The sequence below is a fragment of the Bacillus mycoides genome (genome assembly GCF_000832605.1).
GTDB lineage: Bacteria > Bacillota > Bacilli > Bacillales > Bacillaceae_G > Bacillus_A > Bacillus_A mycoides.
The window spans coordinates 3,139,053-3,164,363 of record NZ_CP009692.1; the positions used below are offsets into that span (position 1 = coordinate 3,139,053).

Sequence of the window (25,311 nt, forward strand, 5' to 3'; positions counted from 1 at the left end):
CAGATAACATAGTTTACATGACTTCATTTAATCGAGTCTCGCTCGTTTCTTCAATCGCATTTGAATGTTGAACCGAACCATTTTGAGATTCCTTTTCTTTACGAAATTTCTGTAACATTTCTAAAATCATCCATAAAGGTACACCTTTGTCTTTTAGCATTTTCCATAAGTCTAATTCGCTAAATTTATGATCCGCTTGTTTCATTTCTTGTTCAGATGTACGAATATCAAATTTGATTAGATCATTAGATTTCTTATCTTCATGCTTAGTAGAAGAGATAGTATTATGCTCAAGATTAGATGGGGTTATTTTAGAAGGTTGAGCTAATGTATGAATGTTTAATCCGACTTGCATGCTTTTTTCCTCCTTTTCAAGCAATGAAATTAGTTTTCTTATGATTTTTAAATCCATTTAACATGAGGAAACTATATTTAATTATAAATTCAAATAATCAGATTTACAAGTTGTGTTATGAAAAGTAAATGCTTACTAGAATTAATATTTATCAACATTTGTATATGTTTTCTATATATACAACGTATATAAAATACTTTACATTATGTTTAAGTTAAAAACTGATTGTGTCAATCTTTTTCACAGAAAAATGAAAGCGTTTAATTAGGGGGAGAAAGTATGGGGAATTTATTTTTAAAAGTATGTTTTTTTACATTAGTGACTGTTTGTTCATTCGCAGCGAAAACAACTTACGCTGAAGAGAGACAACAAAATAATTATCCTATCATTTTAGTGAATGGATTTGCTGGATGGGGTAGGGAAGAAATGCTAGGGGTGAAATATTGGGGTGGTGTTCATGATATACAGGAAGACTTAAAAAGAAATGGTTATACAGTTCATACGGCTGCTGTTGGCCCTGTTTCTAGTAATTGGGACCGTGCATGTGAATTATACGCGCAAATTAACGGTGGAACAGTAGATTATGGTGCGGCACATGCTGAGAAACATGGACATAATCGTTTTGGTAGAACATATAGTGGTTTTGCACCGAATTGGAGTGAAACAAATAAAGTTCATTTAGTTGGGCATAGTATGGGAGGACAAACGACGAGAACATTAGTACAGCTATTAAAAGAAGGAAGTTATGAAGAAAAAAATTATATGAAAAATCATCCGAACACAAAGATATCACCACTATTTGAAGGTGGTAAATCGTATGTTCATAGTGTTACAACATTAGCAACTCCTCATAATGGGACAACACTTGCAGACGGGAGTCTTCTATTGCCATTCGTTAAAGATTTTCTCATTACAGCTGCAAGCTTAGGAGGAAACAATAATTTAACATTATATGATTTTAAATTGGATCAATGGGGTATGAAAAAATATGCTGGAGAGTCCTTTTTCCAATATACTGATCGTATTTTAAATAGTTCAATTTGGGAGAATACAAAAGATATTAGTCAATGGGATTTAAGTACTGATGGAGCAAAGGAGTTAAATAATTGGGTAAAGACGCAATCGGATGTATATTACTTATCCTATAGTGGACATGCATCGCAAGCAGCACCTATCACAGGTTTGCATCTACCGCATATAACAATGAATAAAGTGCTAATGGGGAATGCATTCTTCTTAGGCTCTTATGCAAGATATGAAGAAAACCGACCATTAATAGATACTTCTTGGTGGCAAAACGATGGTGTAGTAAATACAAATTCTATGATTGCGCCTGCGTCTAATACTTTTGTAAATAATAATGAGTCTTTACAAATTGGAAAATGGAATCATATTGAAACGAAAGCAAATTGGGACCATCTTGATATGGTAGGGCTTAGTGTTTCAGACACGTTAGGTTTTTCTAACATTCAAGAGTTTTATAGAACAATTGTTGGAAAATTATCACGTCTACCGAAATAGATAATATAAAGCGCTCTCGATGGAATTCGAGGGCGCTTTATATTATATTGAAAGAGGGATTTGGTATAAAAATATGGGGGGATATTATGAAAATTCAAATTGTATTATCAGGATATGGGACAGTAGGAAGAGAGTTTATAAAATTATTAAATGAAAAATATTTATATATAAATGAAACATATGGAATTGACTTAGTTGTTATTGGAGTGATAGGAAGAAATATTGCAATACATAACGGGAAAGGTTTGCAGATTAATGATTTATTGACGTATGGTGATGGTTCTGCTGCAATTGAAAAATATATCGAACATTATCCAGAGGAACGCGGAACGATTAATATAAATGGTACTGTATTGGTTGAATCAACTGCTACAAATCTTAAAAATGGAAATCCAGGGAAACAGTATATGAAACAAGCTATTGAAAATCAAATGGATATAGTAGCTATTTCAAAAGGTGCACTTGTTACAGCTTGGAGTGAACTGAATACAGCAGCACGTATTTCAGGCTCACGCATTCGATATAGCGGTGCAACTGCCGCGGCGTTACCGACATTAGACATTGGACAACTAAGTTTAGCAGGTTGCCATATTGAAAAAATAGAAGGAATATTGAACGGGACAACAAATTATATTCTTACAAAGATGCATGAAGAATATAAGACGTTTGAAGAAGCATTGCAAGAAGCACAAAATAAAGGAATTGCGGAGACTAACCCGTTATTAGATATAAGCGGGATGGATAGCGCTTGTAAATTATTACTTTTGACGAATAGTTTAATGGGAAACGATTATTCACTCAAAGATATAAAAATAAACGGAATAGAGCACGTTACAACGCAACAAATTCAAAATGCAAAGGAACAAAATAAATCAATTAAATTAATTGCATCAGCATATAAAGATGATAATGGAAAAGTAAACCTTAGTGTACAACCTTGTAATTTAGAGAAAGAACATCCGTTAGCAAATATAAATGGCACGGAAAAAGGAATTACGTTCTTTACAGATACAATGGGACAAGTCACTACAATTGGTGGAGCTTCTAATCCACGCGGAGCTGCAGCAGCTGCTTTAAAAGATGTAATCAATTTATATCGAAATGATTTATAGGCTTTATAACCGTACCGCTATTAATAAAAAATACATATGTAGTGGACCTTTTGAGAATGAAATAAATATGCAAAAATAATTGCAGGGGGTAAGAAATTGTTTAAAGATTTTAAAGTTGTAAAAGATCGTCCCGTTTATATTCAATTAAAGGATTATTTAAAAAAGATGATTATGAAAGGGCATTTGTTGGGGGACCAAAAAATCCCATCAACAAGGGAACTGAGTGAATTATTATCAGTGAGCAGAAATACAGTACTCTCTGCATATGCGGATTTAGAACAAGAAGGACTCATTTATGCAGTTAAAGGAAAAGGAAATTTCGTTGCGAAGGTGGATATAAGTAACACCTCGTCTGTTGAAATAGATTGGAAAAATAAACTTAATACAGTTACCATATTAGCGGATGAATTAGACTTAATGAAGCATGGAGTTCGCTGGGAAAAAGGAATGATTGTTTTTAATAGTATAGCCCCGGACGAAAAGCTATTTGATGTTGAAAATTTCAAAAGAGCTTTTCTTACTCGTATGTCCATTGAAGGGGATATCGTATTGAACTACGGATATGCAAAAGGTTATAGACCGTTAATGAATTATTTACTTCATTACATGGAAATGAAAGGTGTAGATATTTCGAACAAAGATATTCTAATTACAAATGGATTTACAGAAGGATTAGATATTGTGTTATCTTCTTTATCGAAGAAATCAGGGCGTGTTATTTGTGAGAACCCAACTCACCATGCTGCATTGAAGCTTTTTCGTTTACATGGACTTGAAGTTCATGGAATTAATATGAATGATGATGGTATTGATACGAATGAAGTAGAAAAAAGTTTGCGTGAAAAGGATTTTGATTTCGCGTATTTAATCCCTTCTTATCATAATCCAACTGGTATTGTTACGAGTTCGGAGAAAAGAACGGAATTGATGAGGTTATTTTCAAAATACAAGATCCCTATTATAGAGGATGGGTTTAATGAAGAATTACGTTATTCGGGTTCACATTTATCGCCATTATTAACTTTTGCAGGGGCTGGTAATAATGTGATTTATATTAGTAGCTTTTCAAAGGTACTTTTCCCTGGTTTACGTGTAGGTTGGATCATTGCAGATAAAGAACTGATACATTATTTAGAAAGTGTTAAAAGAGCCAGAACCATTCACACATCTACGTTAGATCAAGCTGTTCTGTTTCAATATTTACATGAAGGATATTTTGAAAAATATTTAAAAAAAGCAAGATCTGTTTATAAGAAAAAATATGAGTTAGCTGTTGGGGCGTGTAATCAGTACATTCCGTTTAAAAGAATGACTGGAGACGGTGGACTTCATTTGTTTATAGAGTTGGAAGAAAAAATTCAAGCCCGCACACTTTTACAAAAGTGTTATGAGAAAAGAGTTACGTTTTCTCCTGGAGATGTTTTTTACTCTGATGGAGGAGGAGCGAACACATTCCGATTAGGATTTTCACGTTTGAAAGAACAGGAAATTGTTAGCGGGATTCAAATAATTGGTGAAACTTTAAAAAATGAAACTTGGAGTTGAGAAAATGAGAATTGGCGTTATTATGGGAGGAGTATCCTCTGAAAAACAAGTATCAATTATGACTGGGAATGAAATGATTGCACATTTAGATAAGAGTAAATATGAAATCGTTCCAATTACGTTAAATGAAAAAATGGATTTAATTGAAAAAGCGAAAGACATTGATTTTGCATTGCTAGCATTACACGGAAAGTACGGAGAAGATGGTACAGTTCAAGGGACGCTAGAGAGTTTAGGTATTCCTTATAGCGGTAGCAATATGTTATCTAGCGGTATATGTATGGACAAAAATATTTCGAAAAAGATTTTGCGTTATGAAGGAGTAGAAACACCAGATTGGATTGAACTTACAAAAATGGAGGATCTAAAGCTTGAGGAGTTAGATAAATTAGGATTTCCGTTAGTGGTAAAACCAAACTCTGGCGGCTCAAGTGTTGGAGTTAAGATTGTCTATGATAAAAATGAATTAACCTCTATGCTGGAAACTGTATTCGAATGGGATTCTGAAGTAGTAATTGAGAAGTATATAAAAGGTGACGAGATTACATGTTCAATTTTTGATGGGCAACAGTTACCTATCATTTCGATTCGACATGCTGCTGTGTTCTTTGACTACAATGCAAAATATGATGATACTAGTACAGTTGAAGAAGTTATCGAACTTCCAGCTGAAATAAAGGAACGTGTAAATAAAGCGTCACTGGCTTGTTATAAAGCATTAAAATGTAGTGTTTATGCAAGGGTTGATATGATGGTGAAGGAAGGAATTCCATATGTAATGGAAGTTAATACATTACCAGGGATGACACAATCAAGTTTACTGCCAAAAAGTGCGGAAGCAGCGGGAATTAATTATAGCAAACTATTAGATATGATAATTGAAACTTCATTAAAAGTAAGGAAAGAAGAAGGTTTTTAAGGTAGTTATGTAATTAATTCTTTTGACAGTTCCACGAATTATGCTATGATAATTACAATACGACAACTAAATATTTGTCCACTAGGGGGGCCTTTTATAGGCTGAGATCAGATGAAATTTTGAGACTCTTAGTACCTGATCTGGTTAATGCCAGCGTAGGGAAGTGGGAAAGACGTTGCTATTTAACGAATAAATACTGTCAATTTCACTTTCTTTACGCCTGTAAAGAAAGTTTTTTTATTTTACAGCTTTAATAATTGTGGATAAATACGTATATTTTTTACATTATTTGGAGGGGATTAAATGACTTTTTCACAATCATTACGTAAAGAAGTAGATTCAATTTGGGAAGCAAGTTTTAACCATCCTTTTGTAAAAAAACTAGGCGAAGGAACATTAGATTTAGCTAGTTTTCGATATTATGTGCTTCAAGATTCTTATTATTTGAGTCATTTTGCTAGAGTACAAACGTTAGGTGCTGCAAAGGCTCTTGAATTAGAAACGACAGCTCGTATGGCACACCATGCACAAAATACGTATGAAGCTGAGTTATCATTACATGAGAATTTCGCAAAGAAATTAGGGATTACAAAAGAAGAAAAAGATAATTTTATTCCTGCGCCAACTGCATATGCATATACATCTCATATGTATCGTGCAGCTTATGAAGGGCATTTAGGAGATATTATTGCGGCTATTTTACCTTGTTATTGGTTATATTATGAAATCGGTGAACGATTAAAAGAATGTCAACCAGAAGAGCCAATTTATCAAGAATGGATTTCTGCATATGGATCTGATTGGTTCCGTACTCTAGTAGAAGAGCAAATCACACGATTAGATACGATCGCTGAAAAAGTAACAGAGGCAGACCGTAATCGTATGAGACAACATTTTATTTTTAGTAGTCAATATGAATATTCATTTTGGGAAATGGCATATACATTAGAAAAATGGCCGGTGAATGAAGAAGTTAAAGGTGTTATTTAATTAAGAGTGTATAAAGGGTATCGCTATATAAAGAGGCGATACCTTTTATTATATTTAGTTTCTGTAATTTTTTTGTAAATCATAGATAAAAAATATAATAATTCATTATAATGATTTTATAATATAAAGTCCCATAAGGAGGTAGTTATATGTTAATAGTTACTTTATATTAATTTGATTTTAATAATGTTTTATTTGTATAACCAAATGTAATTTAGCTATTTCCTTTAATGTGCTTGGTTAAAAATTGATTCGTTAATGCTTAAAAAATTGGTATCTTTTCTAGTATTACTCATGATCAATATAAATTAAGAGAGGAAGTATTAATAATATGGAAAAATTACAGTTATTAGCATTTAAAAATATAGTAGAACCCCTCTATAATGAGAAAGTATCGTATATTTATTTTCCTATTGAATGGCTTGAGATTGTAGAGATACATTATAGAACATTTTTATTAACGAGCAAATTAAAACTTGTAAATGAAAGATTGTATGAAATGTTTTCTGATATATTATTCATTCAGCATAATCCATATATATTAAAGGAAGATACGCCCTGGATTGTAGCAAAAGAACCAATGAAACAAGAACAGTTAGACTATATTTTCCAAAGCTGGTATGAGGTTATTCATGATTGGAAACCTAATAAATTAATAGATCCACCACATTTAGAATGGCAGTATGATTTAATTAGTAATTTACCAGCATTACATGATAAAAAAACGTTTTCTAAATGGGTACCAGCTCTAATTACTCATATTTTTTGCGAACAGCCTTTACGTATGGAAAATAAAAATGAGGAAGAAATATATTTTTCACCACTGCGATCACAACATGTTTCTGAAGCGATGTCTGAGCCAATTAAAGATGAAGAAACACATGATTATTTCTCTTATGTATATCGGTTTGAATACGTAACTCGTGGAGGTGAGAATATTCCGCTATTAAAAGTATCTGTAGGGATTAGGAGGTTTTATCAACAATATAATCATAAAGATATCCCTATACTTTTAGGGCGAAAGCGGAGCCAAATACTGATTTCAACTCCTGAATTTGAATCAAATAATAAAAAGCAAAGATTTGTAAAGTTAAAAGTACAACAAGCTGTAAAAGGAATAAAGTGGATTAAACGTTTTAGAAATTTAAAAGATGATTATAGGATAGGGGGAGAAGTTAAATTAGAGAACATTCTCCAATGTCCGAAAGAGTATATTAGAGGAACAAAGATAAGAGTGCTTCTTCCATATAACGAAAATATATATAAAGTTCAAGGAACAAAAATAAAATTTGGTATAAAAGTAAGAGAAAAAGAGGAACTTTTTAATGAATTCCAACGAATATGCCCATATTTCACGTTACTTCCAGAATGTGAAAATGTATTAACTAATAATGAGAATGAGTTATTACCTTTATTTGCCCCAAAGGGATTAGACTCAATTACGTTAGAAGTATGGTCAGATGATATAGTAATAGAGATAGAACAAGCGTTATTAGATAGCAAAATAGTTTTAGCTCAAAACGGAGATTCCTCCTATGTATTAAATGCAGACAATCCGGTGTTGTTAAAAATAGTAAGATATAACATTAGGAAATTGTTACAAAATCCATATAGAATGCAATATAGCCATAAAAACAAAAAGAAACTAGTAGACGATGTCGTAAAAGCTGTACATGCTACGGCAGGTGAGCAAAATGAAATGAAATTAGCATTAATTGCAATAAAAAATTGTGATGGTCGCGAAAAAATTAATCCAAAGCAAATTATTCGGGAAGGATTCGCTCAAACGGAACGTATTTCAGCATTTATTAATTTATTTATCGGACAAAGTGTATCTAAAAAAGAAATTATTAATGCCATTCTTAGTTTGTTAGAACAAAAGGGGTTCTTAAAGTGTAGTTGGAATAAGATAAAATTACCGGGGATAATTGTAAATTTATCAATTGAGAAAATGTCTAAATATGATTTCTTACCTATTTTTTCAAAAATAAATGGGAGAGAAATATTATATAAATTATATGGTCAAGAAGAATGGGGCACAATTGATCATACTTTATTAAATATAGGTAATAATAAAGTGTTTTTACCACAACCATCAAAAAGGAATGATATAGGAGTCAGTTTTAAACAATTTATGTCAGAAACATTAGTTGAAATTTCACAAGATGCACATAAACAAAATAAAGAAGTTTATTTTATTGTAGATGCCAATATGAGGAAATATTGGATAGAGGAATTGCAAAATAAAAGCGTTAATATTGAGGGTTCACCTGAAATAATCTCAAATTTAAAAGAGGATATAAACATAATTAGAATTAATACTAACTCAGATGTACCGAACTATATTGTTAGAGACCAAGAACATGTTATGAATGAAACGAGATTATTTGTAGATCAAATGGGAATTTACTATAGCACGGCTGCATACGAATTAGATTGTAATGAGATAGTACAGCAGTACATACTCGAAGTTATCCCGCTTGGTGTAAAATCTGAAGAGAGAGAAGAAATCGCCAAAATGATACATTACATGTGCTGTAAATCAACCTTGCTCTCAGAACAAAATACTCATAATACGTATGTAATGCATATGGTTAAATTAATTAAAAATTATACTACCGATATTGATTCAAGGGAGTTTAAAGAATTCAATGACGAATTAGATGAAGATGTAATAATTTTAGAAAAAGAAGATACATTGATATTAATATAAATAATAGTGTACAAATCCTGCTAGTAATAATGAGCAGGATTTGTCATTTTTTCATGTAAATAAGGCTATCCTTTGTCATGTATCTTTTCTTTTACGTATTTACTTTATTTACATACAGGATTAAGATGTTTTTTAGAAATACAAAAACTACATCATATGGAAAAGCGATTTTTATTAATTGAAAAGAAAATTTGAAAGGAATGGGGAATTGTGAAGAAATTAGATGTATTATTAATGCTACTGAGCGGCCTCTTTCCAATTGCAGGAATGTTAAAGCAAATCCCTCTTGAACAATCTTTATTTATTGGAGGACTTTTATTTTTTACTAGTTTCGGTAGTTACTTTGCGAAAAAGATATATTCACGTATATGTAGCTGGATAGCGTATGCACCATTTATAACATTACTGTTAGTCATTTGGAATCAGGATATTTCAATAAGTTCAATAATAGCGAACGCGAAAATCGCCGCTTGCATTGCGTTAATTCCGTGTTTATTCCGGTTTCGTACATACGGGCTTACTTTGGGCTTATTCTCATTATGGACCGCCTTACTATGGGATATAAAAGAAGTACAGTCGTTAGTCATACTTGAGCGTATGACTAGTTTAATGACAAGCCATTACTTATATATTCTCCTTTTAGTTGGAGGACTTATATTAGGTGGATTACTTGCGATGTTATTACATCGAAAAGAAAAAGATAATAAAGTTGAAAATACAAATATATTTAAACAAAAAAAGAAACGCAACAAACCAACATTTAAAATTCGTATTCCTAGATTACCAAAGTTTAAGATAAAATTATTAAAGTTTGGTGGGAAATCTTCTAAACGAAAAACACCAGAAACAATTTATGAGCGTAATTATGATGAACCGGCTCAATCAAATCAAATGATAGAGCAAGAACCGCAATATAAAGTAGAAGCTATCCAAGGACAAACAAGGATGGAACGTCGAAGAAATAGGCATAATGCATAGTAAAATTAGTTAACCCCTTAATGATTTATCGTAGAATTGATAAATCATTAAGGGGTTTTATATATTCCTCTGTGTGCTTTTTTATCTCTCACATGTTTATTAGCAATTATCCAGTGAAATATATAAACTACTAGTAGTTACATAATACATTTTAGTAATGAGAAGAAATTAATACTTAACAAATCTTTATGGCGGTTTCTGGGTAATCAGAAACTGCCTATTTTATATGGTTGCAAACATCGACTATTTGGAAAATCCCTTTGTTTTATTTGATGGAGATATAGTACCGCATATTGGTCATTCTTATTTAGGGCTATTTATTTCGATGAAGAGGATAGAGTGATTCGAAGCAGTCAAAAAAGAGCGTATGAAATATAAATAAAAAAGGACAAGCAGTCGTACCTACTGTCCATTAAAGGAGAAAAACATTTTGGTTTAGAACTACGAATAAACAGAAAATCTGCTTGTAATTATTGTTAACCTAAGTGTATTTATCTATACAATAAAAAAGGGATAAGTAAAATATACTTATCCCAAGAAAGGAAATTCAAAACACCAAAATGGCTCGTATTGGTCTACAGGTTCAAAACTAGTATATGTAAAATATAAAATCTCATACACAAAGCAGACAGCAATTTTAGTTGTCTGCCAGTTAGTCGAATGAGTTAGTCAATTGTGATAATTTGCTTTCCCATTACAAGAAGAGTGAAGTTGATAGTTCAAACAGCTTGTAGGTAGTGTTTACGATGTTTTTAAAAATATACAGAGAAAGCAGATAAGTGAAGAACCTATCTGCTTCGCTGTAACAAAAGAAAGAAGTACCAGCCGTGGATACAGCGGCTTGAAAATAGTATGTATTGTTTTTTTGAAAAGTATTCAAGGAGTGAAGTCTGGTGGAATATATTCTATATGGTGTATATGAAATCACTTAGTTAATCAGTGAAGCAAAGGGGAAAAAATAATGAATATCACACAATTACGTGGAATATAAAAGAGGCTAACTAATCGAAAGCACTAAATATGGCGATCAAGGTAGCCTTGTAGATGAATGATATGAGACTAATAAAAGAATAACGAACTCAAGTCACATACGAAATTGACGATATCATCGAGCGAAAAGATAGACGTTGTTATTACAGTCATTCAGCTAATGAATAAAGCGTGCCCAACTGGTGAAGAGTTACACCAGTTGGATAGATCCCTTGATATACAACCGAAAAAAAGAGGTGGACAAGAAAAAATACCGATTTGGGAAGATAAAGAAGAAGTGGACAAGTGAAGGGAAACGGTATGAGAGAAATTAAATAGGATGAAGAAAATGCCTGAAACCGTTGACGTGAAAGTTATGTCGGATGATGAGTTTCTAAAGAAATATAAGGGCATATTTAAAAAGGAAAGACACCAATTCAAAAACTACTATAAAGATTGCAAGCAGAAACATAACGGTTTGTTATAGAAATTTCATTTTGGTCAGATAGATTTTTGTTTGGAGTTTTAAGACTGTTGCATTTTTTTTATTTTTTTTGTTCCCAAAACACAACTAATAATTGCAAGTAATGCACTTGAGGAGATGAAATTTACGGTCCAATAAATTCCTGTTCCAGTAATTAAGTCGATAATTACAAATTTTTTAATTGCCGAACTTTTTATTGTATGAAAAACAAATTGATTGTTATTGTTATCCAATGTTGTCACGTCCCTTATCTTTTTTAAAACATATGACAAGGTATGCTTGTTCTAGTCATTTAATCTCAAGAGAATGATAAAGAACCATAAAAAGAACAGCTAGCAAAAGCTAGCTGTTTCATAAATCAAAAACAAAAAATCAGATTGGTTTTGAAAAATGATTGAGACGAATTATTTAAAATGTTGTAGAGAATTTAGTAAGTCATTATGGATACGTAATAAGATTTGGATATCTTCTTCAGACAGTTGTTCTAGTGCTAGTTCCATTGCTTTATAAGAAGTAGAGTTTTCAATGGATCTCTTAGATATTTCTTGTCCTTTTGTTGTTACTTTTAATTGTATTTCTCTACGATCTTCATGTGATTGTTTTCGCTCAATTAATCCTAAATTAACTAACTCATCTACATTTACACTCATTGTGCTTTTAGGAACTGAAAGGCGTTCTGAGATATCTTTAAGAGTAGTATTAGGAGTTGCATAAATTGAATTTAAGATGCCCATTTGTTGAACTGTTAATCCTAACGTAGAAGCGTTTTGATGAGTAAACTTTATAATTTCTTTGTTTATTTTTACAAATGAATGGACAATTTCACTGGCTTGTTTGATACCTTGTTTATGTAGAATCAAAGTAATAACTTCCTTTCATTTTAAAATAATTCAACTCGAAATTGTTCATTGCTGAACTATTTTATTTTGAATCAAATTGTAGGGAAAGTCAATAAACGATATTGATAAAAAACCTAATAAAAAATTCATTTTGTAGAAATAAAAAAAGGTGATGAACGTCGCATCACCTTTTGATAAAGCAGAGCACTTTCAAAAATAAAGTATTCAAAATTAAAACAGAAGTTATCATAAATTTCTTTAATCTTTGACTTGAAACTTATCTTTAATATTAATAAATAATAAAAATAATATTATGGCAGATATTAAATTAGACAAGTAGAAATCTTGGTGGAACAGTAGTTCAAAGATGACATCGAAAGTGTATAATAAAGCAACAGCAGGTAATATGCAAATGAACATAAATCTCCAATTTTTTAAATAATGTTTGTAATAAGTATGTACTTTCTCCATAGATATTGCTCCTGTAATTTTTATTTTCTATATAAATATACATTTAAATAAAAGAATTTACAAAGCGTTTTAAAAATAAATAAAAAATATCGTGAAAGTGATGTGTAATAGAAGAAGTGTACTGAAATGTTAACATCTATACGAAATAAACATAAATTAACGCTAATATATCACTGTACTAATATGAAATTATAATTAGATATAATCTATAAAAAACTTTAAAACACCGTTACTAAAATGATACACTATAATCTACGTTATTTTAGTAAGGAATAGAGGGATTTACATGATAGATAAAATCAAAAATGTTGTAGAGGATATGTACGAAGATGAAGCAAAACATTTACTGCAAAGCATTCTTATACAATTAGATTTATTAGAAGAGAACTATAGTGAAGATACGATTAAACACTTGATAAGTATACCTAAGCAACTAACGAGTAATACATCTTATAAAAAGAATGTAAAAGAAAGTACACACATTCATATCGCTTTTGATGATTCAACAACTGGGTGTTTAAAATATATGTTAAGTCAAGAAGAACTATTTGAGGAGAGTGTTGTTGCATTCTCTGAATTCTTTTCAATTGGACCGATTAATCAATTACATACGAATAAAGGGCAACTCGCAAGACAGCAATGGTTATTAAACAACTTAACTTCTTATGATAGTTATTTTGAAGAAGAATATTTACCAAAATTTATGGAAACTTTAGAAGAGCTACATTCTATTCCTAATGAAACACCGATTACCATTTGGAAGGCAGATAACGCACATGAACATGTAGGCCTTTGTTTTGTAATGGCGCAATTAAAAGGCAAGAAAAATATTCGAATCATTAATACATCTGAAATGAGTAGAGAAATATTAAACCAAGAGTATGATATACGTGGAACGGGAGAATTATCGCCCGAAAGTTTAGCTACTTTCCAAAATAGTTTTGCAGAATCACCGTTTTTAACTAAAAAAAGTAGAGTGAATCTTGAACACGAGTGGGATAGTTTATCGAATAGCATGGAATTTTTAAGAGTTTGGAAAGACAATGAAGTGCATTCTGTACAAGAAGAATATTTTGACCAATTCATTATTGAGTGTGCGAAAAAAGTAGGTGCTGATAAAGACTTCCTTAAAGCTCCGAGAGTAATTGGTGAAGCGCTTGGCCTTGTAGAGCAATTAGTTGGGGATACTTTCTTAGAGTATCGCTTGAAAGTATTAATTAAACAAGAGGTATTTGAATTTGAAGGTTTATTAGAGGAAATGCGTTTTTATAGTGTGAAGTTGAAAAAATAATAATATATTCCGTTTATAAAAAAGCTCGTATTTTTGAAAAAAAGATACGAGCTTTATTTTTTTAGTTTAATTTGGGCTATACATAAGCTTCCGATAGGTGTCATATCACATATGAATGTTAAAGGTAATGAATGAAAAGAAGGTGATTTGTTAATATGTATAACGAACAAAATTATCCATATGATCAAACGATGTATTATAATCCACAACAATACGGATATGAACCTGATATCGAAGTTAGAGAGGTTGAACTAGAAGATTATAGACCAGATGATGCGGAAGATGCTCCAACGTCACCACCACCGTCACAAGCTCCGTCTTTACCATCCACATTTGCTTCTCCAGCACAAGCAGGGAATATGAAATCATGGATGTGTAACTGTCTAGGAAGATGGGGCTATTTACGTTTGCATCGTCCTGGACCTTTCGGAAGAGACTTATGGTTTTTTCCGACAGAAGTAAGAAGAAGTGGGGTATCCGGCTACACTTGGCAAGCTGGTCGCCGCCGTAAAGTAAGTTATCGATATCAACAAATTAGTAATTTTATGTGCTTTGCATAATGGGAAGTGAGAGGGTAGAATGATTTTACTCTCTCACTTTTTTATTTTTCAATATTAGAAGTAAGATTTTAATTGAAAATTTACAATTTTTCAGTTCTTATTGAAGTATAATTCAAATATTGGGTTGATTTTTAAAAATAATTGAGAGTGAGGGAATGTAATGTCAATTAAAAATAAGGTTGGCCGAAAAATAGAAGATGGCATTAATTTAGCTTCTGCTCAGTTTAAAGAAGATGCATATGAAATTTATAAAGAGTCACGAAAAATGCAACCTATATTATTTGTAAATGAAGTTGAAATCGGTAAAGAATGGCTCATTACAAGATATGAAGATGCTCTGCCACTTTTAAAAGATAATCGTTTAAAAAAAGATATGGCAAATGTGTTTTCTCAAGATACAAAGAACATGTATCTTTCTGTTGACAATAGTGATCATTTAACAACGCACATGTTAAATTCAGATCCACCTAATCACAGTCGTTTACGATCTTTAGTTCAAAAAGCTTTTACACCAAAGATGATTTCACAATTAGACGGAAGAATTCAGAGAGTAGCGGATGATTTAATAAATGAGATAGAGCGAAAAGGTACATTAAATCTTGTGGATGATTATTCATTCCCATTACCGATTATTGTAATAAGTGAGATGCTTGGAATTCCAAAAGAGGATCAAGCGAAATTTAGAATTTGGTCTCATGCTGTCATTGCATCGCCAGAAACACCTGAAGAAATAAAAGAAACCGAAAAACAACTATCTGAGTTTATTACATATCTCCAATATATAGTTGATGTAAAACGAAAAAATCCAAAAGAAGATTTGGTTAGTGCGCTAATACTTGCAGAAAATGAAGGGCATAAACTTAGTGCTCGAGAGCTATATTCAATGATCATGTTATTAATTGTAGCAGGACATGAGACGACAGTGAATTTAATAACAAATACGGTATTAGCACTTCTTGAAAATCCGAAGCAATTACAGTTATTAAAAGAGAATCCGGAATTAATTGATTCAGCTATTGAGGAAGGATTGCGTTATTATTCTCCAGTTGAGGTGACAACTGCAAGATGGGCGGCTGAGCCGTTTCAAATTCATGACCAAACAATCCAAAAAGGAGATATGGTTATTATCGCATTAGCTTCAGCAAACCGTGATGAAACAGTATTTGAAAACCCAGAAGTATTTGATATTACACGAGAAAATAACCGTCATATTGCCTTTGGGCATGGTAGCCATTTCTGCTTAGGCGCTCCACTTGCTAGGTTGGAAGCAAAGATTGCTATTACTACTTTGTTTAAACGGATGCCATCGTTACAAATAAAAGGTGAGCGTGAAAAAATTAATTGGCAAGGTAATTATTTAATGCGTTCTTTAGAGGAATTACCATTGTCTTTTTAGAATAGTTATATTGAGACATGCATACATGACAAATGATTAACATAGAGTATGTATGTGTTATTTAAATTCGAAACGGAAGGGTGAAAACATCCCAATGATCAACTAATTCTATTTGTAAGAGATCTTCGTTAAAAAACGAAATATTCTTCTGAATAGGATTAGTATGTGCATGTATAGAAAAGGGATGTGTTTCGCACTGCGAATATATAGTCTTTTCATATGATTTGTGCTGCCTCCTGTTCAGAACACGAAATAGGAGGATTTTTTATGTCGACGACTGCAGAAACGAAACAAAATCATGGGGTATCACAAGTATTAAAAAATCGATTTGTGCAAGGGATTCTAGCATCAGCATTATTTTTACAAGTTGGTATTTGGGTTCGTAACTTTGCGATATTACTTTATGTTATGGAAATGACGAAAGGTGATGCTTTTGCTATTTCGATGATTTCGGTTGCTGAATTTGCTCCCATTTTTATTTTCTCATTCATTGGTGGAACTTTTGCTGATAGGTGGAAGCCAAAGAAGACAATGATATGGTGTGAGACGTTAAGTTCTATTTCCGTATTCGCTGTATTAATTACTCTTATGTTTGGAACGTGGAAAATCGTGTTTTTTGTGACGCTTATTTCTGCAATCCTTTCGCAGTTTTCTCAACCATCTGGTATGAAGTTGTTTAAACAGCATTTATCAACGGAACAAATTCAATTAGCGATGTCTATATATCAAACAATATTTGCGATTTTTATGGTGTTAGGACCGATTCTTGGAACATTTATTTTTCATAGTTTTGGAATTTATACTTCAATCATCATAACAGGTATCGCTTTTTTACTTGCAGCAGCTGTGTTGTTATTTCTTCCGAAAGATCTTGAGAATGATAATGAGAAGAAAGAAATTACGCTGTTACAGGAAATGCTGGATGGTATTAAATATGTAAAAAAGAAAAAAGCATTAACTTTGCTAGGGTTTTGTTTTATGGCAGCTGGACTAGGTATAGGTTTAATTCAGCCACTAGGCATTTTTATTGTGACTGAGCAGTTAGGGTTATCAAAAGAGAGTTTACAATGGTTACTAACAGTAAATGGTGCGGGAATGATTGTTGGCGGGGCTTTAGCGATGGTATTTGCGAAAAACGTTGCTCCCCAAAAGATGTTAATTGTAGGGATGCTCGGTCAGGCAATTGGAATTGGTATTATAGGCTACTCCACAAATTTATGGGTGACACTTACGGCACAACTTTTTAGTGGTTTAGCTCTTCCATGTATCCAAATTGGTATTAATACGCTCATTATTCAAAATAGCGATACCGATTTTATTGGTCGCGTGAACGGCATTTTAAGTCCACTATTCACCGGTTCAATGGTAGTAACGATGAGTATAGCTGGTTCCTTAAAGGAGATGTTTTCATTAGGTACGATGTACGAGGGGACGGCTCTACTATTTATAATTGGATTATTGTTTATTTTACCTATATACAATTTAAAGCCAGTAATAGCAGTAGAAAGTGAAATGAATGGTAAAGGAAGTGCTGTGCAACATGAATCCTAATCCAAATGTTAAATATCCTATTGAAGGAAATCAAAACGTTCATTTTATAAAAAATACAATAACGAAATCTAATATATTTGTTGGTGACTATTCTTATTATGATGCGAAAGATGGAGAAACATTTGAAGATCGAGTATTATATCATTATGAATTTATTGGGGATAGGCTTACCATTGGAAAGTTTTGTTGTATTGCAAATGGAGTTACCTTTATTATGAACGGAGCGAATCACCGGATGGATGGATTTTCGGCATATCCATTTAATATATTTGGAAATGGGTGGGAGAAATATACACCTAGTTTGTCTGATTTACCTTACAAAGGTGATACAGTTATAGGAAATGACGTTTGGATTGGTATGGATACAACTATTATGCCCGGAATAAAAATAGGGGATGGTGCAATCATTGCAGCTAAATCTGTTGTGACTAGAGATGTCGTACCATATACAATTGTTGGCGGAAACCCTGCAAATAAAATAAAGGAACGATTCACAAATACAATAATAGAAGAATTATTGCAAATTCAATGGTGGCATTTTGACATTGAAAAAATAACCGAAAATATAGATGCTATTGTACAAGGAGATATTGAACCATTAAGAAAGTTAAAAAGGTAATAAAAAATGCATGACAAAGAGTATCATACCTCCGAATTTTGTTAATGATAATAGAACAAGGAGGTGTGATACTATGGCACAAGACGTTTTATGTGAAGTAAACAACTGTAAATTTTGGGCTAACGGCAATAAATGTAGTGCAGATGCAATTTATGTAGTAAGTCATAAAGGTAAACATGCATCTACAACTGAAGAAACAGATTGCAAAACTTTTGATCCAGAAGTATAAATTTTTGAAGGGTAGCCAAATCGTGGTTGCCCTTTTATTAATTATAGTATTGATAATAAATCTCATTTTCATTCATTGTTTTTAACTTTTCTTTTTATTTTTTCATATTTTCTTCATAAGTGATGCAATCCAGAGCAATTCATGTTCAATACGTGATTTACTAAATTCAATGACTTCTGTAATAAAAGATGAGCTAACATGTAAAGATTGAATAGCAGTAAGTTGTTTATGTAGTACGTCTTGGCGTATTGTTAAAATTTCTTTTCTAGCTTCGTAATCAAGTTTTTCAAATAGCGCGATACGCACAAGGAACTCAGCGTTATTTGTCGCAATCTTTTCGGGAAACTCTCTTAACATTTCAGAAAAAATTTCTTCTCCTGTTTCAGTTATGTCGTACATATTTCGATTCGGCTTTCCGACTTGTTTATGTATTTGTTTAATTATAGCCCCCATATTTTCGAAGCGCCGAAGAGCGGGATACAGTGTATTATGGGGTTCAGCCGAGATACGTGTAAAAATGGGTCATAAGCTGCAATATATTTCCATTATTGGTTTTTTAGTTAAAAATATCTACCTCATGATTAACAAAAAGCTGATTACCTATGCGCTATAAATGAACTGCCCCCAATTGTTAAACAAAACCTAGCAATTGGGGGCAGTTCATAGTTATCATTTGACTCTTCTAGTGACTTTCTCAAGTAAAGCACCCTTTGGTTGAATAAGATTTATTTATTCATTCCCATCAATCGCTTAATTGTTCTTATTTGTCCACGATGATTAATTTCGTCTTCCATAACGTGAAACCACAAGTAGTAATTATTATAAGGCACACCATTATCCCACTTGTTTTCCTCGAATAACCAGCTATCTTGTTTTGATTTCAGATATGTTAGTGTATTTTCTCTAACTTGTGATAATTCATTCAAATAATAATCTAAAGATTGCTTTTTTATTCCTTCCCTTGCTTTGTCTCCAAGTTCTAAAAAAATTCGCCACTTTAGATATTCACTTTCAGTTAAATCTCTTTTTTCAAACGAGATAACTTGATGAACAAACTCCATCGCTGCAATATGTGATAAGAGAGAACCAATAGTGTTTGAACTACCGTTTGGTAAGAAATCTAAATCACTTTGGTTTAAATTGGAGATTTCGCTCAATGTAACATCTCTTGTATGTTCAAGCATTGTTACAAGCTCTCCAATCTTATTTGAATAGTTTTCTTTTGAAATTATTCTATAATCTATCATATATATCCCTCCAATTCATGCTAAGCATAAGTTTACCAATAAAATAAAAAAAATAAAGTCTGAAAATTCATGTAAAATAATGATATAATTTAATTGAATATAAAGAAAAAGGAAACCTGTTTTTATCAGTGTTACCTTATCCAAGACTAAATTTTACCCATACATCATTTTTTTGATGTAGCTCTTGAAGATAAAAACTATTTAATTTTCAAGGAACAGTTATTAACTTAAAACTTATTATACGAGGAGGGTGTATCATGAAAAAAATATGCTTTGTATTAATTGTCGACGCTGGTATAAATTATGGTTCAATATTTTCTCTACCATTTTTAAGGAATCAGGATGATTTGAAGGAATATTTTTCTAAGTATTATGATGTTTCAATTAATTATATTAGGGATAAAAACTCAGTTGACTATTTGGTAGTTCCCAAACCGTGTCCACCTTTTGATAATGAAAATAATCTTCCAATAATTGAAGTACCAGCAATCTTATTTATGGAAAAGGATTTTGAAAAAATAAAGACTTATATAGACAATTATTTTTCTAATAACTCATAAAGAAAATAAAAGTACAGTAAAAAGAAGTCCGATAAAAAACGAGTGGCGTAGAATATTTCTATTAATCATTCGTTTTTTATTATATTTACATATCAGTCTATCGCAAATGAACTTGTACAAAATATCGGAAAATATAGTGAGGTTAATATCGTTGAAGAGTTTGCTGCACCTTTACCTGTTACCGTCATATCCGATTTATTAGGAGTGCCAACAACGGATCGTAAAAAGATTAAAGAATGGTCTGATATTTTATTTATGCCATATAGTAAAGAAAAATTTAACGATTTGGATGTAGAAAAAGGAATTGCGTTAAATGAATTTAAAACGTACCTGCTTCCAATTGTTCAAGAGAAAAGATATCATTTAACCGACGATATTATTTCAGATTTAATACGAGCTGAATATGAAGGTGAAAGATTAACCGATGAAGAAATAGTTACTTTTTCTTTAGGTTTATTAGCGGCAGGTAATGAAACAACTACAAATTTAATTATTAACAGCTTTTATTGCTTTTTAGTAGATTCACCTGGAATATATAAAGAGTTAAGAAAAGAACCTACGTTAATTTCAAAAGCGATTGAGGAAGTTTTACGCTATCGCTTTCCCATAACATTAGCTAGGAGGATTACAGCGGACACAAATATATTTGGACCTTTTATGAAAAAGGATCAAATGATTGTTACGTGGGTTAGTGCAGCAAATTCAGATGAGAAAAAGTTCTTACAAGCTTCTAAATTTAATTTACACAGAATAGGAAATGAAAAGCATTTAACCTTTGGTAAAGGTCCTCATTTTTGCTTAGGGGCGCCACTTGCACGTTTAGAAGCTGAGATTGCATTAACTACCTTTATAAATGCCTTTGAAAAAATAGAGTTATCTCCATCGTTCAATTTAGAAAAATGTATATTAGAAAATGAACAAACATTAAAATACTTACCTATTCTTTTGAAAACTAGGTAAAACGTTCAGCAAGGTACAAAATTACTGTACCTTGTTTTTTTATTTCTCAATTGTAAATTTTTAGTGGTCTATTTAGTATGGAAGTGTGTGAAAGAAGAGTGGAGGAGGATGCTTATGTTAACGTGTAATGGAAGTAAAACGTTTCAAACATTTATTAAAGCTGTAACGGATTTAATTGATAGTAATTTATTAGAAGATCAAATTGTTTGTGCGATTGAAAAATTACTAGAAGAACTTTTAGAAAAAAAAACATGGCTTCCGCTAGAAAAACAGAAGGCGAATTCGGCTCAATATGCACGACACTTGTTATATGAAGATCCTTTAAAGCGATTTGAAGTATTAGCTCTTGTATGGAAAGATGGACAATCTACACCTTTACATGATCATGATGGTACATGGGGAGTAGAAGGCGTTTTTTCAGGAAGGATAATGGTGCAGAACTTTATACAAACTAAGCAGCTTGAAAATTCACTTGTTTATTTAACCCATACAGGAAATCTTTATTTGGGAGAAGGAGAAACAGATAAAGTCATTCCACCAGCTGATTGTCATATTCTTAAAATAGCTGAATGCGAAAGCGTTGTCACGATTCATATTTACGGAAAACGTTTAGAAAAGTTTGAAGTATATTTCCCAACTGAAGAAAAGAATGTGTATATGTGTGAGACAAAATATATTAGTTATAGTTCATAGTTTAAAATCAAAAGCTTTTCTTTAAAGAGAAAAGCTTTTGATTTTATTTTTAATTATTTCTTGACCTGAAACGCTTTTCATAAATTATAAATAAGAAGTACTTAACGAGCTCAATATGAAAACGATACCTTTTCGTTAAATAAATCTCGTGTATTTATAGAAAGTGGTGAAGAAATAATGAAATTAATAGCAATTGACTTAGATGGAACCCTTCTTTCCGGTAATAAAATGATAAGTAAAGAAAATGCAGAAGCAATTCGAAAATGTCAGGAAGCAGGCCATGTTGTAGCTATTTGTACAGGGCGTTCTATCGTTGATATTGAACGATTATTGTTAGAAGTTAATTTAGAGTGTCCAATTATTGCGGAAAATGGTGCCCTTATTTATAAAGATAAGAAAATGATGAAGAGATATCCAATTCAAAATATGCAGGCACTTGAGATTGTAGAATATCTTGAAGAGAATGGCTTGTATTATCAGCTTTATACTAATAAAGGTGTGTATGTACCGGATTATGGCGTAGAGAGTGTACGAAATGAAATCGAGTATGTAAAGAATTCAAAAGAAAATTTCAACTTGAAAGAGTTAGAAACGATTGCTGCATTATACCTTGAGCATACAGCATTTCATAGTACAGAAAGTTGTAAACCAATTGTAGAAATGGATATACATGTGCATAAACTTTTACCGTTTTCTTATGACATAGAGAAATTAAAAAAATTAAAAGAAACATTTCTGCATAATACGGATTTAGCTATTACATCTTCCTATTGGCATAATTTAGAGATTAATCATCGAGATGCTCAAAAAGGAAATGGATTATATACTTTAGCAGAACATCTTAATATTCCAGTTGAAAACACTGTAGCAATAGGCGATGGCTTAAACGATGTTTCTATGATGGAGAAAGCAAATATATCAATTGCAATGGGAAATGCAGTTGAAGAAATAAAAGTGATGTGTCAATACGAAACGTTAACAAATGAAGAACATGGTGTCGCACATGCTTTATATAAATATGTAATGTAATAAAAAAAGAAAAAAAGAATCCAAATAGATTCTTTTTTTCTTTTTATTAGGGGTAAGGTATTCTATGAGATTCATAGAAGCCTTATTACAACTCATTGTATAGAATATATTGGAATAAATGTTTATATTTTTCATGAAAGTTGTGAAACTTTTGTGAATTTTACGGTTATTGTATTTTTATACTGCTACTAGCAGCGCGTAACAATCCCATATTATTTTCTGTTTTTAATTGAAAAATAGAATTTGTTTGAATAATTATTCGACAGCTATATACCTAGGGGCACTTTCTTCGTATAATGAAGAAGTATGAATTTTTAATTTGTATAAATTTTACATATCGAGGTGAAAAAGGAATGAATGCGCGGCTAATGGAACTTATTGATGTGAGTACAATAGAAACCATGGCAGAACAATTTTATAAATTAACCAACATATCACATCAACTTCTTGATGCTGAAAACGAATGTATATTTTCATTTGGAATTAATGAAATGAAAGTATGTAAACTTCCCAAAATCGAAATCCCCCTTTTCTTATACAATCAATATTTAGGATCTTTTGTTGTATGGTCCAAACGAAGCGAAATTTTCAATTGCCAAAAATATTTTGAAATGCTTTCTAACCTCATTATAGCTGGGGTGAAAAAAGCAGTTCAAAGTAAAAATACATCGTTACTTTCTCGAAAAGAGGAAGAACTACATACGATCTTACAAAACATGCCTGTTATGGTTGATGCGCTTGACTATAATGGAGATTTTGTTTTGTGGAATCGAGAATGCGAGATTGTAACAGGTTATACTGCTGAAGAAATAATTGGGAATCCAAACGCTCTTCAATTACTGTATCCTGACCATAATTATCGCCATCAAATACAAAATAAATTTTTGACTCGTGGAAAAAATTTTAGAGATTGGGAAATGAGTTTAACATGTAAAAATGGTGAAATTAAAACGATAATGTGGTCCAATATATCTGAGCAGTTTCCTGTAACAGGATTTAGTTACTGGGCTGTTGGGGTAGATATTACACATTTAAAAACGATAGAAGGGCAATTAAAACAACAAACCTCTGAATTAGAATTAATTTTTAAAGCTTTACCAGATTTATGTTTTTTAACAGAAGACGATGGGACAATTATAGATTATAAAGCAGGATCTCCTACAAAATTTTACGTACCCGCAGAAGCTTTTATGGGAAAAAAGTTTTACGAAATATTACCGTCTCCAGTAGCACAGCAATTTCAAGAAGCAATTCGCCAATTGAAAGAAGAAGGAAAGAATGTAATTGTAGAATATCCTCTAACAATTAATGGAAGTATCGATTTCTTTGAAGCTAGATGTTTACCATTATTACAAGATAAAATTATGATCATTGTCCGCGATATTACAGAGCGGAAAAAGGCAGAAGAATTGCTAAATAAATCAGATACACTTGCGGCAATTGGTCAATTAGCAGCCGGTGTAGCTCATGAAGTGAGAAACCCATTAACGGTAATTAAAGGATTTATACAGTTATTCCAAATTAATAAAGAAGATCAAGAAAAATATTTTGACCTTATGCTTTCCGAAATAGAAAGAATAGAAGCAATCCTCCAAGAGTTTTTGTCGATTGCTAAAACTGATGAAATAAATACAGAAAAGAAAAATATTTATCAAATTTTTAAAAATGTCGTATCATTAATTAATACAAAAGCAATCATGACAAATATTCAAGTTGAACTATTTACAGATTCCAAAGAGATAATCATTGAATGCTCAGAAAATCAATTGAAACAAGTATTTATTAATATTTTGCAAAATTCAATTGAAGCAATGCTAAATGGGGGGGGAATTTCAATCCATATAAAAGAAATACATAAAAATGGTGTCGTTATTAGTGTAATAGATGAAGGAATAGGAATACCTGAAGAAAGAATTAAAAGATTAGGTGAACCTTTTTATAGTACGAAAGAAAAAGGTACCGGTATTGGATTGATGTTAAGTTATAAAATTATTGAAAGTCATCAAGGAACAATAAGTATAATGAGTGAGGTTGGTGTCGGGACAACTGTAACGATGTACTTGCCGAAAATTCAGAGTAAACAATCTCTATCAAATTGTGATGATAGATGTATTTCAATACGTTCTAATATTAATTCCTAAAATACCTAATACCCAATAACAAAGCTAAGCTTTTGTTATTGGGTATTTTTATATTTAATTTAGTAAACTTTACTTTTTCTTTATATTTGTTTTAATTTCTATTAAGTTTTAAACGTTATATTAATATACGTACAAAGTA

The 25,311-nt window shown here is 31.7% G+C and carries 25 protein-coding genes, 1 pseudogene and 1 riboswitch; of the genes and pseudogenes, 20 read left to right on the forward strand and 6 right to left on the reverse strand.

Going from position 1 to position 25,311, the window contains the following annotated elements:
• Positions 1–13: 13 nt before the first annotated feature.
• On the reverse strand, positions 14–355 hold the full coding sequence (locus BG05_RS18160) for a DUF3914 domain-containing protein (RefSeq protein WP_002127670.1): 342 nt from the start codon (positions 353–355) through the stop codon (positions 14–16).
• A 279-nt stretch (positions 356–634) separates the two neighbouring features.
• Between BG05_RS18160 and BG05_RS18165 the strand changes: the two genes are divergently transcribed.
• The 9 genes from BG05_RS18165 (at position 635) to BG05_RS31120 (ending at position 11,589) form a co-directional block, all read left to right on the forward strand.
• Positions 635–1,876 carry an esterase/lipase family protein gene (locus BG05_RS18165; protein WP_003189482.1) on the forward strand — a complete coding sequence of 414 codons (1,242 nt, stop codon included), beginning with the start codon at positions 635–637 and terminating at the stop codon, positions 1,874–1,876.
• Positions 1,877–1,962: 86 nt separating this feature from the next.
• Positions 1,963–2,988 carry a homoserine dehydrogenase gene (locus BG05_RS18170; protein ID WP_002127667.1) on the forward strand — a complete coding sequence of 342 codons (1,026 nt, stop codon included), beginning with the start codon at positions 1,963–1,965 and terminating at the stop codon, positions 2,986–2,988.
• Positions 2,989–3,084: 96 nt separating this feature from the next.
• The gene (pdxR, locus tag BG05_RS18175; protein WP_003189486.1) at positions 3,085–4,533 is read left to right on the forward strand and encodes a MocR-like pyridoxine biosynthesis transcription factor PdxR; all 1,449 of its coding nucleotides are present in this window, start codon (positions 3,085–3,087) and stop codon (positions 4,531–4,533) included.
• Between the two features lie 4 nt (positions 4,534–4,537).
• Positions 4,538–5,452 carry a D-alanine--D-alanine ligase gene (locus tag BG05_RS18180; protein WP_002185707.1) on the forward strand — a complete coding sequence of 305 codons (915 nt, stop codon included), beginning with the start codon at positions 4,538–4,540 and terminating at the stop codon, positions 5,450–5,452.
• A gap of 73 nt (positions 5,453–5,525) precedes the next feature.
• A riboswitch (TPP riboswitch) is annotated at positions 5,526–5,631 on the forward strand.
• A gap of 124 nt (positions 5,632–5,755) precedes the next feature.
• On the forward strand, positions 5,756–6,442 hold the full coding sequence (tenA, locus tag BG05_RS18185; protein ID WP_002032475.1) for a thiaminase II: 687 nt from the start codon (positions 5,756–5,758) through the stop codon (positions 6,440–6,442).
• A gap of 331 nt (positions 6,443–6,773) precedes the next feature.
• Positions 6,774–9,155 carry a pPIWI_RE module domain-containing protein gene (locus tag BG05_RS18190; RefSeq protein WP_003189489.1) on the forward strand — a complete coding sequence of 794 codons (2,382 nt, stop codon included), beginning with the start codon at positions 6,774–6,776 and terminating at the stop codon, positions 9,153–9,155.
• 210 nt (positions 9,156–9,365) lie between these two features.
• The gene (locus BG05_RS18195) at positions 9,366–10,133 is read left to right on the forward strand and encodes a DUF3959 family protein (RefSeq protein WP_002013140.1); all 768 of its coding nucleotides are present in this window, start codon (positions 9,366–9,368) and stop codon (positions 10,131–10,133) included.
• Positions 10,134–11,229: 1,096 nt separating this feature from the next.
• The gene (locus tag BG05_RS18200; RefSeq protein WP_033708104.1) at positions 11,230–11,412 is read left to right on the forward strand and encodes a hypothetical protein; all 183 of its coding nucleotides are present in this window, start codon (positions 11,230–11,232) and stop codon (positions 11,410–11,412) included.
• A 39-nt stretch (positions 11,413–11,451) separates the two neighbouring features.
• A complete protein-coding gene (locus BG05_RS31120; RefSeq protein WP_002168260.1) occupies positions 11,452–11,589 on the forward strand; it encodes a hypothetical protein in 138 nt (45 codons plus the stop codon).
• A 38-nt stretch (positions 11,590–11,627) separates the two neighbouring features.
• Here the strand turns inward: BG05_RS31120 and BG05_RS31590 are convergent, their stop codons facing one another.
• The 3 genes from BG05_RS31590 to BG05_RS18215 all read right to left on the reverse strand — a co-directional run bounded on the left by BG05_RS31590 (position 11,628) and on the right by BG05_RS18215 (position 12,896).
• The gene (locus tag BG05_RS31590; RefSeq protein WP_000369808.1) at positions 11,628–11,819 is read right to left on the reverse strand and encodes a hypothetical protein; all 192 of its coding nucleotides are present in this window, start codon (positions 11,817–11,819) and stop codon (positions 11,628–11,630) included.
• A 171-nt stretch (positions 11,820–11,990) separates the two neighbouring features.
• Entirely contained in the window at positions 11,991–12,446 is a 456-nt protein-coding gene (locus BG05_RS18210) for a MarR family winged helix-turn-helix transcriptional regulator (protein WP_003189497.1), read from the reverse strand.
• Positions 12,447–12,683: 237 nt separating this feature from the next.
• Positions 12,684–12,896 carry a hypothetical protein gene (locus BG05_RS18215; RefSeq protein ID WP_002127657.1) on the reverse strand — a complete coding sequence of 71 codons (213 nt, stop codon included), beginning with the start codon at positions 12,894–12,896 and terminating at the stop codon, positions 12,684–12,686.
• 286 nt (positions 12,897–13,182) lie between these two features.
• On the opposite strand from BG05_RS18215, the gene BG05_RS18220 reads away from it, so the two are divergent.
• The 6 genes from BG05_RS18220 (at position 13,183) to BG05_RS29815 (ending at position 18,542) form a co-directional block, all read left to right on the forward strand.
• Positions 13,183–14,187 (forward strand): DUF1835 domain-containing protein, encoded by a 1,005-nt coding sequence (locus BG05_RS18220; RefSeq protein WP_002013147.1) that lies wholly within the window; start codon positions 13,183–13,185, stop codon positions 14,185–14,187.
• A 155-nt stretch (positions 14,188–14,342) separates the two neighbouring features.
• Positions 14,343–14,747, forward strand: coding sequence for a hypothetical protein (locus BG05_RS18225; RefSeq protein WP_002127656.1), 405 nt, complete (start codon positions 14,343–14,345; stop codon positions 14,745–14,747).
• Positions 14,748–14,907: 160 nt separating this feature from the next.
• Positions 14,908–16,143: a cytochrome P450 family protein gene (locus BG05_RS18230; protein ID WP_002168262.1), complete on the forward strand. Its 1,236-nt coding sequence runs from the start codon at positions 14,908–14,910 to the stop codon at positions 16,141–16,143.
• 267 nt (positions 16,144–16,410) lie between these two features.
• Positions 16,411–17,694, forward strand: a complete 1,284-nt coding sequence (locus tag BG05_RS18235; RefSeq protein WP_003189501.1) for an MFS transporter — start codon at positions 16,411–16,413, stop codon at positions 17,692–17,694.
• The gene (locus tag BG05_RS18240; RefSeq protein ID WP_002127653.1) at positions 17,684–18,313 is read left to right on the forward strand and encodes a Vat family streptogramin A O-acetyltransferase; all 630 of its coding nucleotides are present in this window, start codon (positions 17,684–17,686) and stop codon (positions 18,311–18,313) included. The genes BG05_RS18235 and BG05_RS18240 overlap by 11 nt, the downstream gene beginning before the upstream one ends.
• A gap of 73 nt (positions 18,314–18,386) precedes the next feature.
• On the forward strand, positions 18,387–18,542 hold the full coding sequence (locus tag BG05_RS29815) for a DUF1540 domain-containing protein (RefSeq protein WP_000046089.1): 156 nt from the start codon (positions 18,387–18,389) through the stop codon (positions 18,540–18,542).
• Positions 18,543–18,644: 102 nt separating this feature from the next.
• Here the strand turns inward: BG05_RS29815 and BG05_RS18250 are convergent, their stop codons facing one another.
• Together BG05_RS18250 and BG05_RS18255 are read right to left on the reverse strand one after the other, a co-directional pair.
• On the reverse strand, positions 18,645–19,061 hold the full coding sequence (locus BG05_RS18250; protein ID WP_087944696.1) for a PadR family transcriptional regulator: 417 nt from the start codon (positions 19,059–19,061) through the stop codon (positions 18,645–18,647).
• Positions 19,062–19,267: 206 nt separating this feature from the next.
• Positions 19,268–19,789 carry a DinB family protein gene (locus BG05_RS18255; protein WP_003189507.1) on the reverse strand — a complete coding sequence of 174 codons (522 nt, stop codon included), beginning with the start codon at positions 19,787–19,789 and terminating at the stop codon, positions 19,268–19,270.
• 257 nt (positions 19,790–20,046) lie between these two features.
• Here BG05_RS18255 and BG05_RS18260 point away from each other — a divergent pair, with 257 nt between their 5' ends.
• From BG05_RS18260 to BG05_RS18280, 5 genes and pseudogenes are all read left to right on the forward strand, one after another.
• Positions 20,047–20,349 (forward strand): hypothetical protein, encoded by a 303-nt coding sequence (locus BG05_RS18260; protein WP_000717614.1) that lies wholly within the window; start codon positions 20,047–20,049, stop codon positions 20,347–20,349.
• Positions 20,350–20,442: 93 nt separating this feature from the next.
• A pseudogene (locus BG05_RS18265) lies at positions 20,443–21,309 on the forward strand (cytochrome P450); the annotation flags it as partial.
• A 114-nt stretch (positions 21,310–21,423) separates the two neighbouring features.
• Positions 21,424–22,002, forward strand: a complete 579-nt coding sequence (locus BG05_RS18270) for a cysteine dioxygenase family protein (protein WP_002127647.1) — start codon at positions 21,424–21,426, stop codon at positions 22,000–22,002.
• 177 nt (positions 22,003–22,179) lie between these two features.
• Positions 22,180–23,031 carry a Cof-type HAD-IIB family hydrolase gene (locus BG05_RS18275; protein WP_002127646.1) on the forward strand — a complete coding sequence of 284 codons (852 nt, stop codon included), beginning with the start codon at positions 22,180–22,182 and terminating at the stop codon, positions 23,029–23,031.
• Positions 23,032–23,384: 353 nt separating this feature from the next.
• Positions 23,385–25,172: a PAS domain-containing sensor histidine kinase gene (locus BG05_RS18280; RefSeq protein ID WP_002127645.1), complete on the forward strand. Its 1,788-nt coding sequence runs from the start codon at positions 23,385–23,387 to the stop codon at positions 25,170–25,172.
• The last annotated feature ends 139 nt before the right edge of the window (positions 25,173–25,311 follow it).